Below are 15,702 nucleotides of genomic sequence, written 5' to 3'. Positions count from 1 at the left end.
ACAGGAGGAGTGGAGTGGAACTGGAGCGACAAAGCCTGGCTGTCCTGCAGCAATTTGGCCGGACCTACCGGGCTTATGCTGCGGCATTTGAACAGCGAATCGGACACCCGTTGCCGCGTTGGCGCATTCTGTTCGCGTTGTATGGGCACGAAGGCCCGATTGCTCAGAAGCCGCTGGCCGATCGTGTCGGCATGGACCCCGGCGCGCTGACACGCCAGCTCAAGACGTTGCAGGAAATGGGTTGGGTCGACCGGATGACCAGCGAGCGCGACAACCGCATGACCAACGTCACGCTGAGCGCGCTTGGCCGCGAGATCGTTGACCAGGCAATGCCGCGCCGCTCGGCATTCCTGCAGGACGTGCTGGCCAACGTCACGGAAACGACGATGCACAACCTCTCGAAGGGGCTGGTTCAGCTCGAGGCGGGCATCGCCGACGCAGTCGCGCGCACGCAGGCGGAACGCGACGCCGCCTGATCTGGCAGCGTCGCCTGGCTGCTCTCTATCCGCCAAACAACGCCGCTATGGCCGTTGGGTTAGAAGGGAAGTACAGGTGCACGTAGGACGCGGTAAGCGACCCGGACCGATAGACAGCTTCCCCGGTTCCATCATCGCGCGGTGACCGCGCGTGCAGGAGCGGAGTCAGCGGAGTGTCGGTAGTCGAGTAGTGGAACGTGTGTCCGCGTACCGGCTGACCGGCGATGCCTTCTCTCGTAGGTAGCTCGACGGCCTGATGGCCGATTGCCGCCAGTCGTTTCTGCATCGTCACCGTGCCGGGCAGCAACCCGGCCATGCGATGGGTTTGCCCTTCCTTGTCCACCAGGTTGTCGAACAGCGCCATCATGCCGCCGCACTCCGCCAGCATTGGCAGGCCGTGTGCGTGCGCCGCTCGGATCGCGTTGTGCATCGGCACATTCGCGGCGAGCGCGGCGGCGTGCAGTTCGGGGTAGCCACCGGGCAGCCATAGCGCGTCACAGTGCGGCAAAGCCGCGTCACGCAAGGGCGAGAACCATGTGATATGCGCCCCGAGCGCGTTCAACGTTTCCACATTGGCCGGATAAATGAACCGGAAGGCATCGTCGCGCGCGATGGCGATGCGCCGGCCCTCCAGCAGGCGCGGCAATTGCTGCGTGGGCGTGTCCGGAAACACGATCGGCTCTGGCAGGTGCGATAGCGGCAGTGCGGCCAAGGCATCCGCCATGCGATCCAGTCGCGCGGTAAGGTCGGGAAGCTCGTCGGCGCTGAACAGGCCAAGATGCCGCTCCGGCAACGCCGCCGCATCATCGCGGGCCAACGCGCCGGCCCAGTGGATGTCATGCGGCAGGCTGTCTCGCAGCATCTCGGCATGGCGTGCGCTGCCGACGCCATTCGCCAGCACGTGCATCGCGTGAAATGGCTCGCCGTAGGTCGCGAGGCCGTGGGCCACGGCACCGAACGTTTGCGCCATCGCGCCTGCCTGGATGACGGCGAGGACCGGCAGTCCAAAGCATCGCGCGACATCCGCACTGCTCGGCGTGCCATCGTGCAGGCCCATGACACCTTCGACAAGAATCAGATCCGCGGTCTGCGCGGCCAGGGCAAGACGTTGGCGAGCATCGACTTCCCCTGTCATCCAGAGATCGATCGATTGCACCGGAGCACCGCTGGCGGCGGCAAGCAACGTCGGGTCGAGGAAATCGGGCCCGATCTTGAATACGCGCACGGTACGGCCCTGCCGCGCATGAAGGCGTGCCAAGGCGGCGGTGACCGTGGTCTTGCCCTGCCCCGATGCGGGGGCGGCAACGAGCAACGCGGGGACCGGGCGCGTGCCGGTTCGTGTTGTCGTGTCCAACGGAGAGGATTGAATAGGAAACGGGGGCATCTCGGAGGTGGCAATGCACGGCGGCAGCGCCATGCGATGCGATGGATTATATCGGGCAGACATCTCCACCTTTAGCGCCGTGGCAGGACCATGCCCTGAAGTGCCACACACTCGAACAGCTCGCGGTCATTGGTGACGCCGAGCTTCTGCATGGCGCAGTTCTTTTGCCGGCTGATGGTCTTGACGCTGCGGCACAGCGTGGTCGCGATCTCGGTTACCGTGCGGCCGGTCAGGTATAGCCGCAGTACCTCCATTTCGCGCGCGGACGGACGCTGCTCGCCATCGCGCCCGCATGGCAGCATCGTCCGGAGTTCGGTGGGTGCCAGCGCGCGTAGCGCGGACTTGCCGATGTAGGTAAAACCGCGCTGGGCTCGCCCGATTGCGGTCATGATTTCCGCCAGCGGACTGTCCTTGATCAACAGCCCATGCACGCGGACATCCAGTATCGTGCGTAGCACGAGCGGATTCGTGATCATGGTGAGCACCACCACGGATATCGACGGGTGCCGTCGCCGCAGCGACGTGATCAGGCGCACGCCATCGAGCTCGGTGGGTCCGGGCATGTGGTAGTCGGTCACGACCACATCCGGTTGGAGCAGATCGACCTGTTGCTGCAACTCCGTGGCACTGGTGGCTTCGCCGCAGACTTCCCAGCCAGTCTGCGACGACTGTACCCTGGCTCGGATTGCCGCCGTAATGACGGGGTGGTCGTCGGCCAGCAAAATCCTCAACGTCATCCAATGACTCCTGAACATATGGGTCGGATACGGCTGCACGCTGGCGTCAAAAAAGCGCCGCACGCGGGAGTGGCGTACGGCGCGAACACGCAGCAACTGCGCGCACGCGGAACCGCGAATCAAACGGGAGACGACTCGGAGAGCACCGCGATGCACGGCGAGATTAATGCCCGGATCGCGGGAAGGGAGTAAGAGGATTCGCAAAAAACGTATTGCATTGCCTTGCGTCGGGGACATCGAACGCAAACGACCCCGTGGCGCGATGCACCACGGGGTCGTCGGTTGATATCAATACGTGTGGGTCAGGCTACTGCAAGAGGCCTGGCGGGTTGTCGTGCCTGACGGCGTCCGTCGATGGCCTTGAGAGGGTCTCGCAATACCGAGGCGCCGACGTCCATGATGTCGCGGAGCGTACTGCGGTCATCAGACTCCTGGGGCATCCAGAAATGAAGCGCGGCCCAGGCCGGGAAACTGCTGGGTGGCGCCAGCAGGCGCGCCTTCCGATCGCGTGTGACGAGCGGCACGTTGAAGTCGAGCACCGGACAGATACCACCTGCCGCATGTAACAGCGTGATCTGGGTATGCCACGACGGCACCACGGTTTCGCGATGGCCGGGAGCAAGGGCCTGGCGTTCCAGGAATCCACGTAGGGGACTTGCGGCGTCGCAGTCTTCCTGCAGCAGGATCCAGTCGCTTTCCACTTCGTCCATCGACCCCGTGCGCGTGACGCTGATCAGGCGTCGCGGCGTGGCCATGATGCTATGTGGGATGACCGAGTCGGGCACGTTGGCGCCATCGACGACAAAGGCGCAGTCGAGATCGCCGCTATCCAGGCTATCCGCCAGCGCCGCATCGGCAATGACCGGCCGCGTGATGAAGCTGTCCTGCGGGAAGCGTTCGCCCAGGGCGGTCAGGATTTCGGTAATGACCGGATCGCCAATTGACGAAGAAAACCCGATCGAAATGCGTCGGCCTCGGGTTGCCTGGGCGGCATGTTCCCCGCTTGGCTGCACGAGTTGATTCCATTTGGCCAGAATCTGACGCGCGGTCTGCTCGAGTCGCAACGCATGAGGCGTGGGTTCCAGCGCGCCATTTCGTTTCACGAACAAGGCATCGCCGGTGATTTCGCGCAATCGCGCCAGGCTATATGCCACTGTGGGTACGCGCCCTTGAGTGCAAGCCGCAACCGCATTGAGGTCGCGATACTCCATAAGCAGAACGAAAACATGCAATAGCTTCGTGCTGACGTGCCGCATACTGACTTCTCCCGATCCGAGTTCTACTTTGTTATTTGTTCTGGTGATGCAACATCATTACTGCTTCTGACTGCCGGCCGGCTCTCCTTGCGGAAATTCGGCGAGGGCGATGGCAGGTACTGCTGGCACTACCAAAAACGGGCGGGGGCGACGGCGAGGCGCCCTGGCAACCGAAGACGCCGCGCGCGGACGCTGAATGTCCGCATCGCGCCTTGCAGCCACCACTTCCTCCAGACCGCACGGGTTTGTGTATCCGGTGCGTGCTACGGCAATGGCTCCTATTCGTCAGACCAGGAAATATGCAGCGGCTTGTGGCGGCGTCATCTGCCGACGCCGTACCGCTTTGACGCCTGTCCTCATGCGCCGGGCGGCGCCACTGCAGGCGTTTCGAAATTTAGTTGATGCGTAGAAATCTTAATACAACATTCTGGAAACTACTAGTAATGCTCAACTTCCAGACGGTTGTGCCATACCAACAAAGATCCTATGTACGAACAACGATACAACCCTGAAACCCGCCTCAAATGGGGGTTTCCGTCAATGGGAGTGCATTAGTCGACGCCGAATCCGGGTGTGAATTCAACATTCTGGACTGGCAGTTGAGAATGGCAGAGGTAGGAATTTTTCCAAATTGGAATAACAAAATTTGAATTGCAAATGTGAGTGTACGGATTGTGCCGAATAGTTGTGGGTGTATCCCGACAATCCTGTAGAGGCGTTGTTCAATTTGCTTAACTCGTGCCGCGAAGACACTGAATTGCCTTTTGCGCGGGCGGTGGGCTACCTTACGGGCAGGGTAGGCGGGAGGGCCGTGCGCGCGATCGCATGGGCGCCTGACTGGAGGCCGGCGAGCGGAGACATTTGCGTGAACAGACGCTATTCGGAAGAACAGATCCGCATGTATCTAGAAGAGGCCGCCAAAGGGGTGCCGGTGCGGGAGCTCTGCGCGCGTTATGGCTTCAGCGATGCCTCGTTCTACGGTTGGCGGGCCAAGTATGGCAGCAAGGTACGGCAACACGACCCGTCCGACAGCCGCAGATTGCGTCAGTTGGAAGAGGAGAATGCGCGACTCAAGAGTATGCTTGCGGATGCACTGCTCAAACTTGAGTTGCTGCGCAATCGTACCGGCAGGCACGGCGATGGCAAAAGCCATTGATTGGTTGGTCGCCGCATCGAGCCGGTTCCTCTTGCCACTGCAATGTCTCGCATGACATTGGTTTCTGGAGTTTTTTCGTGAAGAAGGTTTTTGCTGCCGCAGGCGCAATGGTGTGGCTCGGGATGTCTGTCGCTCAGGTTCATGCGGCGCCTCCGCAGGATCCGGGTACTCCGATAGTCGCGCCGCTGCCGCCGCGCATGCTCGATCCTGCGACGTCCACCGTCGAGGATACGGGGGGCACGCTCAGTGCCTCTCAGGTCGAGCGATGCCGCCAGTTACTCGACCAGATCAATGCCTTGCCGTCGGGGCCGCAGTGGGGGCAGGGCAAGTCGTCAGTGACGACGGCAGATGGCCGGACCTATTCCACGCTCGAGCGCGCGCCGGATCGCAAGCGCCTCGAGGAGGCGTACCGGCAGGAGTGCGCCCAGTCACGCAAGTAAGTTCTGATCCGCCGTTGCCAGGATGATGCCGGGTGTGACCAGGCGATTGTCGAAAGGGATGGTGGTTACATCCGTCATTGCAGGAGCAAACATGTTCCACTTGCGACGTTTCCTTGCCTGGTCGTTCGGGCTGATGTTGCTGGCCGGCGCAAGCAGCGCACTGGCGCAGGCCAAACTGGACAAGCCACAGCTTGACCAGCTGCTTGCACCGGTTGCGCTGTATCCCGATGCACTGCTGTCGCAGGTGCTCATGGCATCGACCTATCCGGCGGACGTGGCTTCCGCCGCGGAATGGTCGAAATCGAATCAGAGTCTTTCGGGTGATGCGGCCACCAAGGCCGTCGAAGGCGAGCCGTGGGACCCAAGCGTGAAGTCGCTCACCGCTTTTCCCTCCGTGATGGACATGATGGGACGCCAGCCGCAGTGGGTCGAGAGCGTGGGCGATGCGTTCCTGGCGCAGCCCGATGACGTGATGGACTCGGTGCAACGCCTGCGCGTACAGGCGCAGAAGGCGGGCACTCTCAAATCCAACGAGCAGCAAAAGGTGGTCACGCAGCAGAGCGGCGGCACCACCATCGTCCAGATCGAGCCCGCCAGTCCGCAGGTGGTGTACGTGCCGTCGTACAACCCGACCGTGGTCTACGGCGCATGGCCCTATCCCGCCTATCCGCCGGCCTACTACCCGCCGCCACCCGGATCGGTGTTCGCCACCTCGCTGGTGGCCGGCATTGGCTTCGGGCTTGGCGTGGCGGCTGTGAATTCGATGTGGGGCGGATTCAACTGGGGTAGCCACGACGTCAACATCAACGTCAATCGATACAACAACATCAACGTGAATCAGCGACTGGACGTCAATCGGTCCAACGTGAACTGGCAGCACAATCCCGCGAACCGTGGCAACGTGCCGTACCGGAATCAGAACGTTGCGAACCGCTACGACGCGCAGCGTCAGCAGGGGCTGGCCAATCGCCCGCAGGGTGGTCAGCAGCGCCTGGGTCAGGCAGGTGGTGGCGTGCAGAACCAGCAGCGTCTGGGTCAGGGCGGAGGCGGTGTGCAGAACCAGCGCGACGCAGAGCGTCAGCGTGCGGCCCAGTCGTTCCAGGGGCGTACCGGCCAGTCGATTCCCGGACATTCGGCGCCGAACGTGAATCGCCAGGCTGGCGGGCAGAATCCGCGGCCGGCTGGCGCGGATCGTCAACGTGCCGATCAGGCCGATGCGCGCAACCGTGCGCGTGACAGCAACCGCAATAACGCGTTCAGCGATGCAGGCAATGGTGACCGGATGCGTCAGCAGGCAAACCGGGGCGATCGCAGCGGCTTCCAACACAACGCGGGCCAGGTGCAGCAGCATTCCGCGCCGGCGAGATCTGGCGGGGGCATCCACGGCGGTGGTGGCGGTGGTGGTAGTGGCTTCCACGGCGGTGGTGGTGGCGGCTTCCAGGGCGGGGGCCATGCTGGTGGAGCAGGTGCGGGTGGCGGTCACCTTGGTCACGGCCGGAGGTAACGATGAAGCGTCAATCGAGGTTCGAATCCATGTTGCGTGCCGGCGCGTTGGCGATGCTGCTGAGCATGTCCGTTCCCGTTCTGGCCCAGCATGTCTATCCGACGCCGGATGCCGCAGCTGATGCGTTCGGCGATGCAGTGGCACGCAGTGACCCTGATGCGCTGAAGCAGGTGCTCGGCGCGAACTACGAGAAGCTGGTGCCGCCGGGGCTCAGCCAGAACGACATCTACGATTTCCTTGCCGCCTGGGCAAGCCATCATGCCGTCCAGCCCGATGGCGATAAGGCCGCACGTATCGAGGTGGGCGGTAGCGGCTGGACGTTCCCGGTTCCGCTGGCAAAGCGTAAAACCGGCTGGCAGTTCGATCTGGCTGCCGGCGAGCAGGAGATGCGGCGCCGCCGGATCGGGCGCAACGAACTCGTGGCGATGGATACGTTGCTGCAGCTCGCCGATGCCCAGCAGCGTTATGCGGAGCAGATTGGCAATGGCAAGTACGCCCATCAGCTCGTGAGTACGCCCGGCAAGACCAATGGGTTGTACTGGCCATCGGCATCGGCCGAGAATGATAGCCCGCTTGGACCGGATGCCTTGGCAATGGGCCCCGAGGTGCCGCCGGAGGAAGCGTTCTACGGCTATCGCTATCGGATCATCGCACCGCCGAAGGGCAGCGACGCCAAGTTCGCGTTCATCGCCTGGCCCGCGCGTTACGGTGATAGCGGCATCCACTCCTTCATGGTCGATAGCGAGCGCCGTTTCTACGAGCGAGACCTAGGCAAGAGTACCGGCGCGCGCGCGGGTGCCATGCGAGCCTTTTCGCCCGAGGGTTGGGAGCGGGCTGCAGATCGCTGATTCCGGATCCGAAGTCTCCGGCAATTGCGTCTAAGCTGGATCCGGACCGCGCAGCGTGATGCGGTCTGCTTCGGCGTGGACGTCTGACAGCCCTTTCTCGTCGACGATACGAAGCTGACGGTGCCGCACCGTGATCAGCCCGACGGACGCAAAGCGGGACAGAAGCCGCGAGACCGTCTCCAGCGTCAGGCCCAGGTAGCTGGCGATATCGTTGCGAGTCATCGCCAGCATGACTTCTCCCCCGTCGGTGCCGCGGCGGCGGTGTTCCGCAGCCTGATCGAGCAATAGCATGGCCAGCCTCTGCGCGGCCTTCATTGAGCCGATGGTCACCAGCAACTCGCGCTGCCGCAAGGCGTCGCGGTGAAGTAGCGCGAGCAAGGCGGCGTGAACCGCCGGATCTTCCTCGCAGCGCTTCGCTGTCTCCAGTGGCACCACACAGCATTCGGATGCCTGCAGGGCAATCGCGCTCGTGCCGAACTGCGGCGCGTCATTCGGCTCGAGGCCGGCTACGTCACCGGGGAGCATGAAGCCGGTCAATTGCCGCCATCCAAGTGCCGATTCGTACATCCGCTTGATGCCGCCGTGGCGCAATGGGTAGACGGCGCGTACCGGTTGGTCCTGCCTGAATAGCGCCTCGCCGGCTTGCAGGTGCTTGCGCTCGGGGCTTAATGCTGGTCTGTCGGGCAGCAAGGTGCCTCCGTGTGCACTTGCGCAAACGGACTGGAACGGGCACAGGGTGCAGCATGAGGCGCTGGGGGCTTGGTGGTCCAGTGGTATTGCCTCCTGGTAGGCATGATGGACATTTTTTCCCGACAGTATAAGTGCCCACGAACATCGCTGATCGTGAGTCGATCTGCATTCTTTTAAACAAGCGTAATAAGTTTTTTTGCGGCCTCTTAGGGGGAGAGGTCAGCATGTGCCCGGAAAGTAGAGAATTCTTTCAAAAATTCATGTTGTGCCTTCAAGACAATGTCGGAAAAGCGCCTCGTCGATTGTGTTATGCTGCATCGCACAAGAAAGGAGGAGACCCGTTCTCAAGACGAACAGGAGTCTTCATATGGCCAAAAGCCTCTCTCCGGACTGGGATGCGCAGCTTCGACAAATTCGTCGCGCGCAGTTTCAGCCCGCGAAACAAATTCGTACATGGCTGGAGCGTCTGGAACTGGCGCCCCCAGCCACTCATCGCCAGCGCCACACCGCGCCAGGCGAGGCCGGGCCGGCTGAATTGCCAGGCAACTGGCAGTCGCTGAATCTGGGCCTGACGCCGTTACCCGGCGAACTGGTCCCGCAACTCTCGTACCGCCTCTATATCCCGTCCGGCGCCAAGGGCGCATTGCCTGTCGTGGTGATGCTGCACGGATGTCAGCAAACGCCTGAAGCCCTGGCGGCTGGCACGCGCATGAACGCGCTGGCCGAGCGCGAAGGATTCATGGTGGCTTATCCGCAGCAGCCATTGCGGCGCTCCGTGCATCGGTGCTGGCAGTGGTTCGACCTCGCGGCCGGGCAGGGCGGGCGCGAAGCACAGGCGCTGGCACTGCTGATCGACGAACTGGCAACCCGGCCCGACGTACGTATCGGCGAGATCTACCTTGCCGGGTTGTCGGCCGGTGCCGCGATGGCGGCTCTGGTGGCGTTGCGCTACCCGGACAAGGTCGCTGCCGTGGGATTGCACTCCGGTGTGGTGATCGGTGCGGCCGATTCGCCCCGGGCGGGCCTGAGGGCGATGCACGAGGGCTCGGCGATCGAGCCCGCGCTATTGCTCGATGCTGCTGGCGTGACGCCCGGCGGTCCGGCCATGCCGGCCATCGTGTTGCACGGCATGGCGGACGAAGCGGTGCATCCGATCAACGGGCGTTTGTTGACGCAGCAGTTCCTGGCCTACAACGGCCTGGGTGGCAGCCTCGGCGGACAGATCGAAAGCGCTAACGATGCGCCGCTGGGCAAGGATGGCGAAGTTCGCGAAGCGCGCTTTGGCCGCTGGAATCGCGATCTGGTCCGACTGGTGGAAGTGGGGGGGCTGGGTCATGCCTGGAGTGGCGGCGATGCCACGGTACCGTACCACAGCAGCATCGGCCCGGATGCGAGCTGGCTGATATGGCAATTTCTCCGTCAGCACAAGCGGGCGGCGTGACAACGCAGGACGGGGCCCGAAGCGCGCCCAAATGAAAAAGGGGGAAGGCTGTCAGCCTTCCCCCTTTTTCATTGTGCCAGCGCGGCAAGCGTGGCGAGCGCGATCAGGCGTGCCGCTTGCGTACGAACAGCGCCGTCACGATACCCATGATGCAGACGCCAACCACATAGTGGGCCGGGGCCAGCGAATCATTCTTGAGCATCAGCGAGACGATCACCGGCGTCAGTCCGCCGAAGATCGCGTACGAGACGTTGTACGAGAAGGACAGCCCGGAGAACCGCACTTGCGCTGGGAACGCGTGCACCAGCACGTAAGGCACGGCGCCAATCGTGCCGACGAAGAAGCCGGCCAGGGCGTACAGCGGCAGCAGCAGGTCGGGACGGGTGCCGATCGTCGTGTACAGCACGTAGGCCGTGGCAGCCAGCAGTGCGCCACCGATCGAAAGTGTCAGGCGCGCGCCAATGCGGTCAGCCAGGATGCCGGCCACCACGCAGCCGATCGACAGGCACAGCGTTGCGGCGCTGTTGGCCACCAGCGCGGTGCGGGCGTCGAAGCCGTACAGCGTCTGGAGGTAGGTCGGCGTCAGCAGGATCACCACCACGATGCCAGCGGACAGCATCCACGTGAGCAGCATCGAGATGACAACGGCGCCGCGGTGGTCGCGCACGACCGTCTTGAGCGGCAGTTCGGCGGCCAGTGCCTTGCGTTGCTGCAGTTCCGCGAAGACCGGGGTTTCATGGAGCCAGCGGCGCAGGTACATCGAGCCGACACCGAACACGCCGCCCAGCACGAACGGCACGCGCCAGCCATGGTCAACGAGTTCCTGCGGATCGAATACGGCGTTGATGCCTGTGGCTACCAGCGAGCCGAGCAGGATGCCGGCCGTCAGACCTGCAGTCAGCGTGCCGCAGGCATATCCGACGTGACGCCGGGGCACGTGTTCGGACACGAACACCCATGCGCCGGGGACTTCGCCGCCCACGGCGGCACCCTGCAGGATGCGCAGCACCAGCAGCGCCATCGGCGCCAGCAGGCCCACCGAAGCGTAGGTCGGCAGAAGGCCCATCAGCAGCGTCGGTACCGACATCAGCAGAATCGACAACGTAAACATTTTCTTGCGGCCGAGCAGGTCACCGAAGTGCGCCATGATGATGCCGCCCAGCGGGCGTGCCAGGTAGCCGGCCGCGAAGATGCCGAAGGTCTGCAGCATGCGCAGCCAGTCCGGCACGGATGCCGGGAAGAATAACTGGCCAATGACCTTGGCGAAGAAAACAAAAATAATGAAATCGTAGAACTCGAGCGCGCCGCCAAGTGCGGCAAGCGCGAGCGTCTTGTAATCCTGACCGGTCAGCGGGCGAGCGGCATGGCCGCCTTGCGCACCCGAAGCCCCGGCAGTACTGCTGGAGGTGGACATGAAAAGACTCGCATGGATACATTCACATGCGAAGCGCGCAACACGGATGACGTGGAGGGGGACGGCCGAAGGGATAACAGCACGAACTGAGCGAACCGGAGGCCGGCGGGGTAAGCAGGCTGGCAGGCAACGGACGCTTCGCAAAGGCGTAACGATACCAGATCGGTCTGTCGCATCCCTGATTTTGTATAAATCGGATTACTAAATCGTCCTTTGCACTGCCATAATCCGTCTCCATAATGAAAAACAAGTGAAATCCGGGGCACAAAGCGCAGGCTGGCATGGGGCTGAGCCTGCGTGGGGTCGAACTACTCTGGGGTGACATGGCTTTCAAGGATTCCATCCAGGCCGCGACAGGGGCGGCCATGGCCACGCCTCGCAGGCGCGTGGCCGTACGCGTCGCGGGTGGCGTGGTGGCCGCGCTGGCCGTATTCGGGCTGGCCGGCTATTTCGGTGGGCCGCCGCTGATCAAGTATCTGGTGGAGAAAAACGCCACCGAGGCGCTTGGGCGCAAGGTGACACTGGGCGAGGCGCATGTGAGGCCGTTCAGTCTGTCCGCCACGATCAACAACCTGACCATCTACGAGCCCGACGGCAAGACGCCGACGGTGACGCTCGGCGAGGCCGAGGCCAAGACCTCGGCCGCATCGGTCTGGCACCTCGCGCCGGTCATCGATTCCCTTCATGTGGATGCGCTGTCCGTGCACGTCTTGCGCGATGCGAATGGCCGCATGAACTTTGCCGATGTGCAGGAACGCTTTGCCGCGCTGCCGCCGAAGCCGGCCGACGCCAAGCCTGCGCGATTCTCGGTCAGCAATATCGCGGTGACGAATACCAGCTTCGTCTATGAGGACAAGCTGCTCAATACCGTCCAGCGCGTGGAGAACTTCACGCTGACCCTGCCGTTCCTGTCAAACCTGCCCCACGACGTCACCCTGAACACGGCGCCGAGCCTGTTTGCGAAGATCAATGGGTCGCCGCTGGCGCTGGCTGGCACGATGCAGCCTTTCGCGGACAGCCGTGAAGCAAACCTCAACATCAACCTGGATGGGCTCGAGGTAGCGAAGTACATGGCGTTCGCGCCAAAGCTGAAAGATGCTGAAGTCAAGAGCGGGCTCGTGGATACCCGGCTCAATGTGGGTTTCCGTCAAGAAAAGGACAAGCAGGACCTGTACGTGTCCGGAACCATTGCCCTGCGCGACGCCGACGTGGTGACCCATGCGGGCGCGCCGCTCGTCAAGGCGGGACGGCTGGCGGTCGACCTCGATCGTGTGGAGCCGCTGGCCCACAAGGCGCACGTGAAGAGCATCGAACTGGACGGCTTCGGCTTGCTGGCAACCCGAGGTGCCGACGGCGCGCTCGATCTGGCGACGGCCTTCCTGCCGGAAGGTATGAAGTCAGCGCCGGCCAAGGCTCCCGCAGCCGCACCGGCGACCGCCACGCCGGCCCCGGCCTCGGCGGTTGCCGCATCGGGCGTGCAGGCGCCGCCCAAGGCCGAGGAGGTGCCGTGGTCCTACGCCGTCGACCGCATTGCGATCAAGGACGCGAAACTGGGGTTTGTCGATGCGATGGCGCCCTCGGGGCCGGGCAAGCTGGATATCGGGCCCGTGAATGTCGATATCGCCAACCTGGCCAGCACCGGGGACAAGCCTGCCAAACTCGATGCCACGGTCACGATCGCCGATGGTCAGACCATCAAGCAGTCCGGGGAACTCGACCTCAAGAAAGGCACGCTGAACGGCACGCTGGAAACCGCGGGCGTGCGCCCGCAAGGCTTCGCGGCGTGGTGGCCGCACGAGTTGCGCAGCCAGTTCGGTGATACCGGCATCAATGCCGAGCTGAATTACAAGATGGCGTGGTCGCAGCCGGTGTTCCAGTTCACGCTCGAAAAATCCCGGCTTGAACTGTCACCGCTCTACGTGGCCACTCGCGAGCCTGTCAATCTGCCCGCTTCGGCTGGCAACGATGATCGCGCGACGAAGGCAGCGAGCCCGGCGCCGAAAGGCCGCGCGGGCCGCGCGCAACGCGGCAACCGCGCTAGCCAGCGCGTGGCAGACACCGAGGGCGCCAACCTGCCGCTGCTCAGGGCTGACAAGCTCGTGCTGGACGACATCCAGCTCGACTTGGCCAAGCAGACGTTCGAAGCGGGGCAGGTATCGCTGGCCAAACCGCAGATCGCGGCAACACGTGACCATAGCGGCCAACTGCTGGAGATGGCGCGAATCTGGGCCGTCGAATCAGCCGAATCCGCCGGCAAGCGGGCGCGTGCGCCGGCCGCGGCAACGGCCGCGACAAATGGCGGCGGCGCGGGAGCGCCGGGCTGGAAGGTGCGCATTGGCAAGGTGGCGGTGGATGCCGGCTCCGCGCGCCTGGCGGACTATGAGCCGGCCGAGGCCAATCGCGGTCGCCCGGTCATTCACCAGTTCCGCAACATCGGATTCACCAGCGGCACCGTGACCTGGCCGCTCTCGCCGGGGGCGGTGCCGATGAAGCTGCACGCCGAAAGCGGGCGCAAGGGCGTGATGAACATCGACGGACAGGTCACGCCGACCGGTCCGGCCGCGCAATTGCAGCTCGATCTGCGCGAACTCGACATCGCGCCGTTGCAGCCCTACATGGCTGACCGTTTCAACGCTGCGTTGCGCAGCGGGGCGCTGACGCTCAAGGGCAAGGTTGCCTACGAGGCGCCGGCCGGCAAGCCGATAGCGGTGCGATTCAATGGCAACGTGATGGCCGGTAATGTGCGTACGGTGGACCGTGTCACCGGCGACGACTTTCTGCGCTGGCGCTCGCTGGCCGTGAGCGGCGTCGACTTCAACATGAACGATGCGAAGGGGCCGCTCCAGCTCGGAGTCAACAACGTGGCGTTGTCCGATTTCTACGCCCGGGTGATCCTGAACGCCAATGGCCGGCTGAATCTGCAGGACGTGATGGCGGGTGGCGCGGCAAAGGGCGAGCCAGCACCGTCGACCAGCCTGACCCAGGCGAATCCGGCTTCGGCACCCGAAGCCAAGCCCGAGGCCAAGCCGGAGACGGCGGCCGCACCCGCGCAGGCAGCGGGGCCCAAGCCGGTTATCCGTCTGGGTGGTGTTTCCATCGACAAGGGGAACATCAACTTCTCGGACTTCTTCATCAAGCCGAATTACTCTGCCAACCTGACCGGCATGAAGGGGTCGATCTCCAAGGTCTCCACGGGGGATCCGACGCCGGCAGATCTGGTGCTGGATGGCCGGCTCGACGATGATGCTCCCGTCAATATCAGCGGCAAGATCAATCCGCTGGGCGAACAGCTCTTCCTCGATATCGCCGCCAAGGCCGACGGCGTGGAACTGACGCGTCTGACGCCTTACGCGGCCAAGTACGCAGGCTACCCGATCACCAAGGGCAAGCTGAACGTCGACGTGGCGTACAAGATCGAGAATGGCAAGCTCGATGCGAAGAACCACCTCTATCTGGACCAGCTCACGTTCGGCGACAAGGTGGACAGCCCCGACGCGGTCAAGGTGCCCGTGCTGCTGGCGGTATCGCTGCTCAAGGACCGCAATGGCGTGATCGATATCAACCTGCCGGTCTCGGGCTCCTTGTCCGATCCGGAGTTCAGCATCGGCGGTGTCATCCTGCGCGTGATCGTGAACCTGCTGGCCAAGGCGATCACCTCGCCGTTCGCGCTGATTGCCCATGCATTTGGCGGCAACGCGGAAGAGCTGGGTTATATCGAGTTCGCGCCGGGTTCTTCCACGTTGACCGACGACGCGCACAAGAAGATCGAGACCATCGGCAAGGCGCTCGCCGACCGGCCTTCGCTCAATCTGGAAATCAGCGGCCGGATCGACCCCGACACCGATGCCGATGGCGCGCGCCGCGTCTGGCTGAACCAGCGCGTCGCCGAAGCCAAGCAGCGTGATCTGCGCCGTTCGGCACAGGCAGGCGCGCAGGCGGAAGAGGGCGAGGGCGGCGAGCAGGGCGCCACGGTCACCGTATCGCCGCAGGAATATCCGAAGTACCTGGAAGCGGTGTACAAGCGCGAGTCGTTCAAGAAGCCCCGCAACTTCATCGGCCTGACCAAGTCGTTGCCGCCGGCCGAGATGGAGAAGCTGCTGCTCGAACATGCGCCCGTGACCGATACGGAACTGCGCGCGTTGGCGGAGCAGCGGGCGTTGACGGTCAAGCAGGCGCTCGAGCGCGATGGCAAGGTGCCCAACGCCAGGCTGTTCCTGACCGCGCCGAAGCTCAACGCGGAAGGGATCAAGGACAAGGGCAAGCCCAACCGCGTCGATTTCTCAATCCGTCAATGATGGGACGCGTGCCGGCGTTTGAACGAAATGCTCGAACGCCGGCGTGGTGACCGTCATCGAA

General features: G+C 63.5%; 12 protein-coding genes. 7 read left to right on the top strand and 5 right to left on the bottom strand.

All coding sequences use genetic code 11. From position 1 onward, the window contains the following. The first annotated feature begins 14 nt into the window (after positions 1–14). Entirely contained in the window at positions 15–476 is a 462-nt protein-coding gene (locus tag WD006_RS17475; protein ID WP_011518448.1) for a MarR family transcriptional regulator, read from the top strand. Positions 477–501: 25 nt separating this feature from the next. Here WD006_RS17475 and WD006_RS17470 read toward each other — a convergent pair whose 3' ends face one another. The 3 genes from WD006_RS17470 to WD006_RS17460 all read right to left on the bottom strand — a co-directional run bounded on the left by WD006_RS17470 (position 502) and on the right by WD006_RS17460 (position 3,853). Further along, positions 502–1,923 carry a cobyrinate a,c-diamide synthase gene (locus tag WD006_RS17470; RefSeq protein WP_227874006.1) on the bottom strand — a complete coding sequence of 474 codons (1,422 nt, stop codon included), beginning with the start codon at positions 1,921–1,923 and terminating at the stop codon, positions 502–504. An 8-nt stretch (positions 1,924–1,931) separates the two neighbouring features. After that, positions 1,932–2,597: a response regulator gene (locus WD006_RS17465; protein WP_029309286.1), complete on the bottom strand. Its 666-nt coding sequence runs from the start codon at positions 2,595–2,597 to the stop codon at positions 1,932–1,934. 302 nt (positions 2,598–2,899) lie between these two features. Continuing rightward, the gene (locus tag WD006_RS17460) at positions 2,900–3,853 is read right to left on the bottom strand and encodes a LysR family transcriptional regulator (protein ID WP_029309287.1); all 954 of its coding nucleotides are present in this window, start codon (positions 3,851–3,853) and stop codon (positions 2,900–2,902) included. 865 nt (positions 3,854–4,718) lie between these two features. On the opposite strand from WD006_RS17460, the gene WD006_RS17455 reads away from it, so the two are divergent. The 4 genes from WD006_RS17455 (at position 4,719) to WD006_RS17440 (ending at position 7,801) form a co-directional block, all read left to right on the top strand. Beyond that, positions 4,719–5,009, top strand: coding sequence for a transposase (locus WD006_RS17455; protein WP_029309288.1), 291 nt, complete (start codon positions 4,719–4,721; stop codon positions 5,007–5,009). 122 nt (positions 5,010–5,131) lie between these two features. Continuing rightward, positions 5,132–5,449 (top strand): hypothetical protein, encoded by a 318-nt coding sequence (locus WD006_RS17450; RefSeq protein WP_011518453.1) that lies wholly within the window; start codon positions 5,132–5,134, stop codon positions 5,447–5,449. 91 nt (positions 5,450–5,540) lie between these two features. Continuing rightward, a complete protein-coding gene (locus WD006_RS17445) occupies positions 5,541–6,953 on the top strand; it encodes a DUF3300 domain-containing protein (protein ID WP_011518454.1) in 1,413 nt (470 codons plus the stop codon). A gap of 2 nt (positions 6,954–6,955) precedes the next feature. Next, positions 6,956–7,801: a DUF2950 family protein gene (locus tag WD006_RS17440; RefSeq protein WP_029309290.1), complete on the top strand. Its 846-nt coding sequence runs from the start codon at positions 6,956–6,958 to the stop codon at positions 7,799–7,801. A gap of 30 nt (positions 7,802–7,831) precedes the next feature. On the opposite strand, the gene WD006_RS17435 is transcribed toward WD006_RS17440, so the two are convergent. Then, positions 7,832–8,491, bottom strand: coding sequence for a Crp/Fnr family transcriptional regulator (locus WD006_RS17435; protein ID WP_011518456.1), 660 nt, complete (start codon positions 8,489–8,491; stop codon positions 7,832–7,834). A gap of 367 nt (positions 8,492–8,858) precedes the next feature. Here WD006_RS17435 and WD006_RS17430 point away from each other — a divergent pair, with 367 nt between their 5' ends. Beyond that, complete coding sequence (locus WD006_RS17430; protein ID WP_011518457.1) at positions 8,859–9,932, top strand: extracellular catalytic domain type 1 short-chain-length polyhydroxyalkanoate depolymerase; 1,074 nt, start codon at positions 8,859–8,861, stop codon at positions 9,930–9,932. Between the two features lie 103 nt (positions 9,933–10,035). Here the strand turns inward: WD006_RS17430 and WD006_RS17425 are convergent, their stop codons facing one another. Continuing rightward, positions 10,036–11,346 (bottom strand): MFS transporter, encoded by a 1,311-nt coding sequence (locus WD006_RS17425; RefSeq protein ID WP_029309291.1) that lies wholly within the window; start codon positions 11,344–11,346, stop codon positions 10,036–10,038. 281 nt (positions 11,347–11,627) lie between these two features. Between WD006_RS17425 and WD006_RS17420 the strand changes: the two genes are divergently transcribed. Beyond that, a complete protein-coding gene (locus WD006_RS17420; RefSeq protein ID WP_080711498.1) occupies positions 11,628–15,641 on the top strand; it encodes a DUF748 domain-containing protein in 4,014 nt (1,337 codons plus the stop codon). Positions 15,642–15,702 lie beyond the last annotated feature (61 nt).

The sequence above is a fragment of the Cupriavidus sp. Met-2 genome (assembly GCF_049843575.1).
In the GTDB taxonomy this organism is placed as follows: domain Bacteria; phylum Pseudomonadota; class Gammaproteobacteria; order Burkholderiales; family Burkholderiaceae; genus Cupriavidus; species Cupriavidus metallidurans.
Note: the sequence above shows the minus strand (reverse complement) of the source record. Positions and strands in the feature narration are given on the sequence as shown.

Bases quoted from the DNA above. Each gene is read 5' to 3' on its own strand.
- WD006_RS17425 (WP_029309291.1), bottom strand. From the start codon at position 11,346: ATGTCCACCTCCAGCAGTACTGCCGGGGCTTCGGGTGCGCAAGGCGGC.
- WD006_RS17440 (WP_029309290.1), top strand. From the start codon at position 6,956: ATGAAGCGTCAATCGAGGTTCGAATCCATGTTGCGTGCCGGCGCGTTG.
- WD006_RS17445 (WP_011518454.1), top strand. From the start codon at position 5,541: ATGTTCCACTTGCGACGTTTCCTTGCCTGGTCGTTCGGGCTGATGTTG.
- WD006_RS17465 (WP_029309286.1), bottom strand. From the start codon at position 2,597: ATGACGTTGAGGATTTTGCTGGCCGACGACCACCCCGTCATTACGGCG.
- WD006_RS17420 (WP_080711498.1), top strand. From the start codon at position 11,628: ATGGGGCTGAGCCTGCGTGGGGTCGAACTACTCTGGGGTGACATGGCT.
- WD006_RS17470 (WP_227874006.1), bottom strand. From the start codon at position 1,923: ATGTCTGCCCGATATAATCCATCGCATCGCATGGCGCTGCCGCCGTGC.
- WD006_RS17430 (WP_011518457.1), top strand. From the start codon at position 8,859: ATGGCCAAAAGCCTCTCTCCGGACTGGGATGCGCAGCTTCGACAAATT.
- WD006_RS17460 (WP_029309287.1), bottom strand. From the start codon at position 3,853: ATGCGGCACGTCAGCACGAAGCTATTGCATGTTTTCGTTCTGCTTATG.
- WD006_RS17450 (WP_011518453.1), top strand. From the start codon at position 5,132: ATGTCTGTCGCTCAGGTTCATGCGGCGCCTCCGCAGGATCCGGGTACT.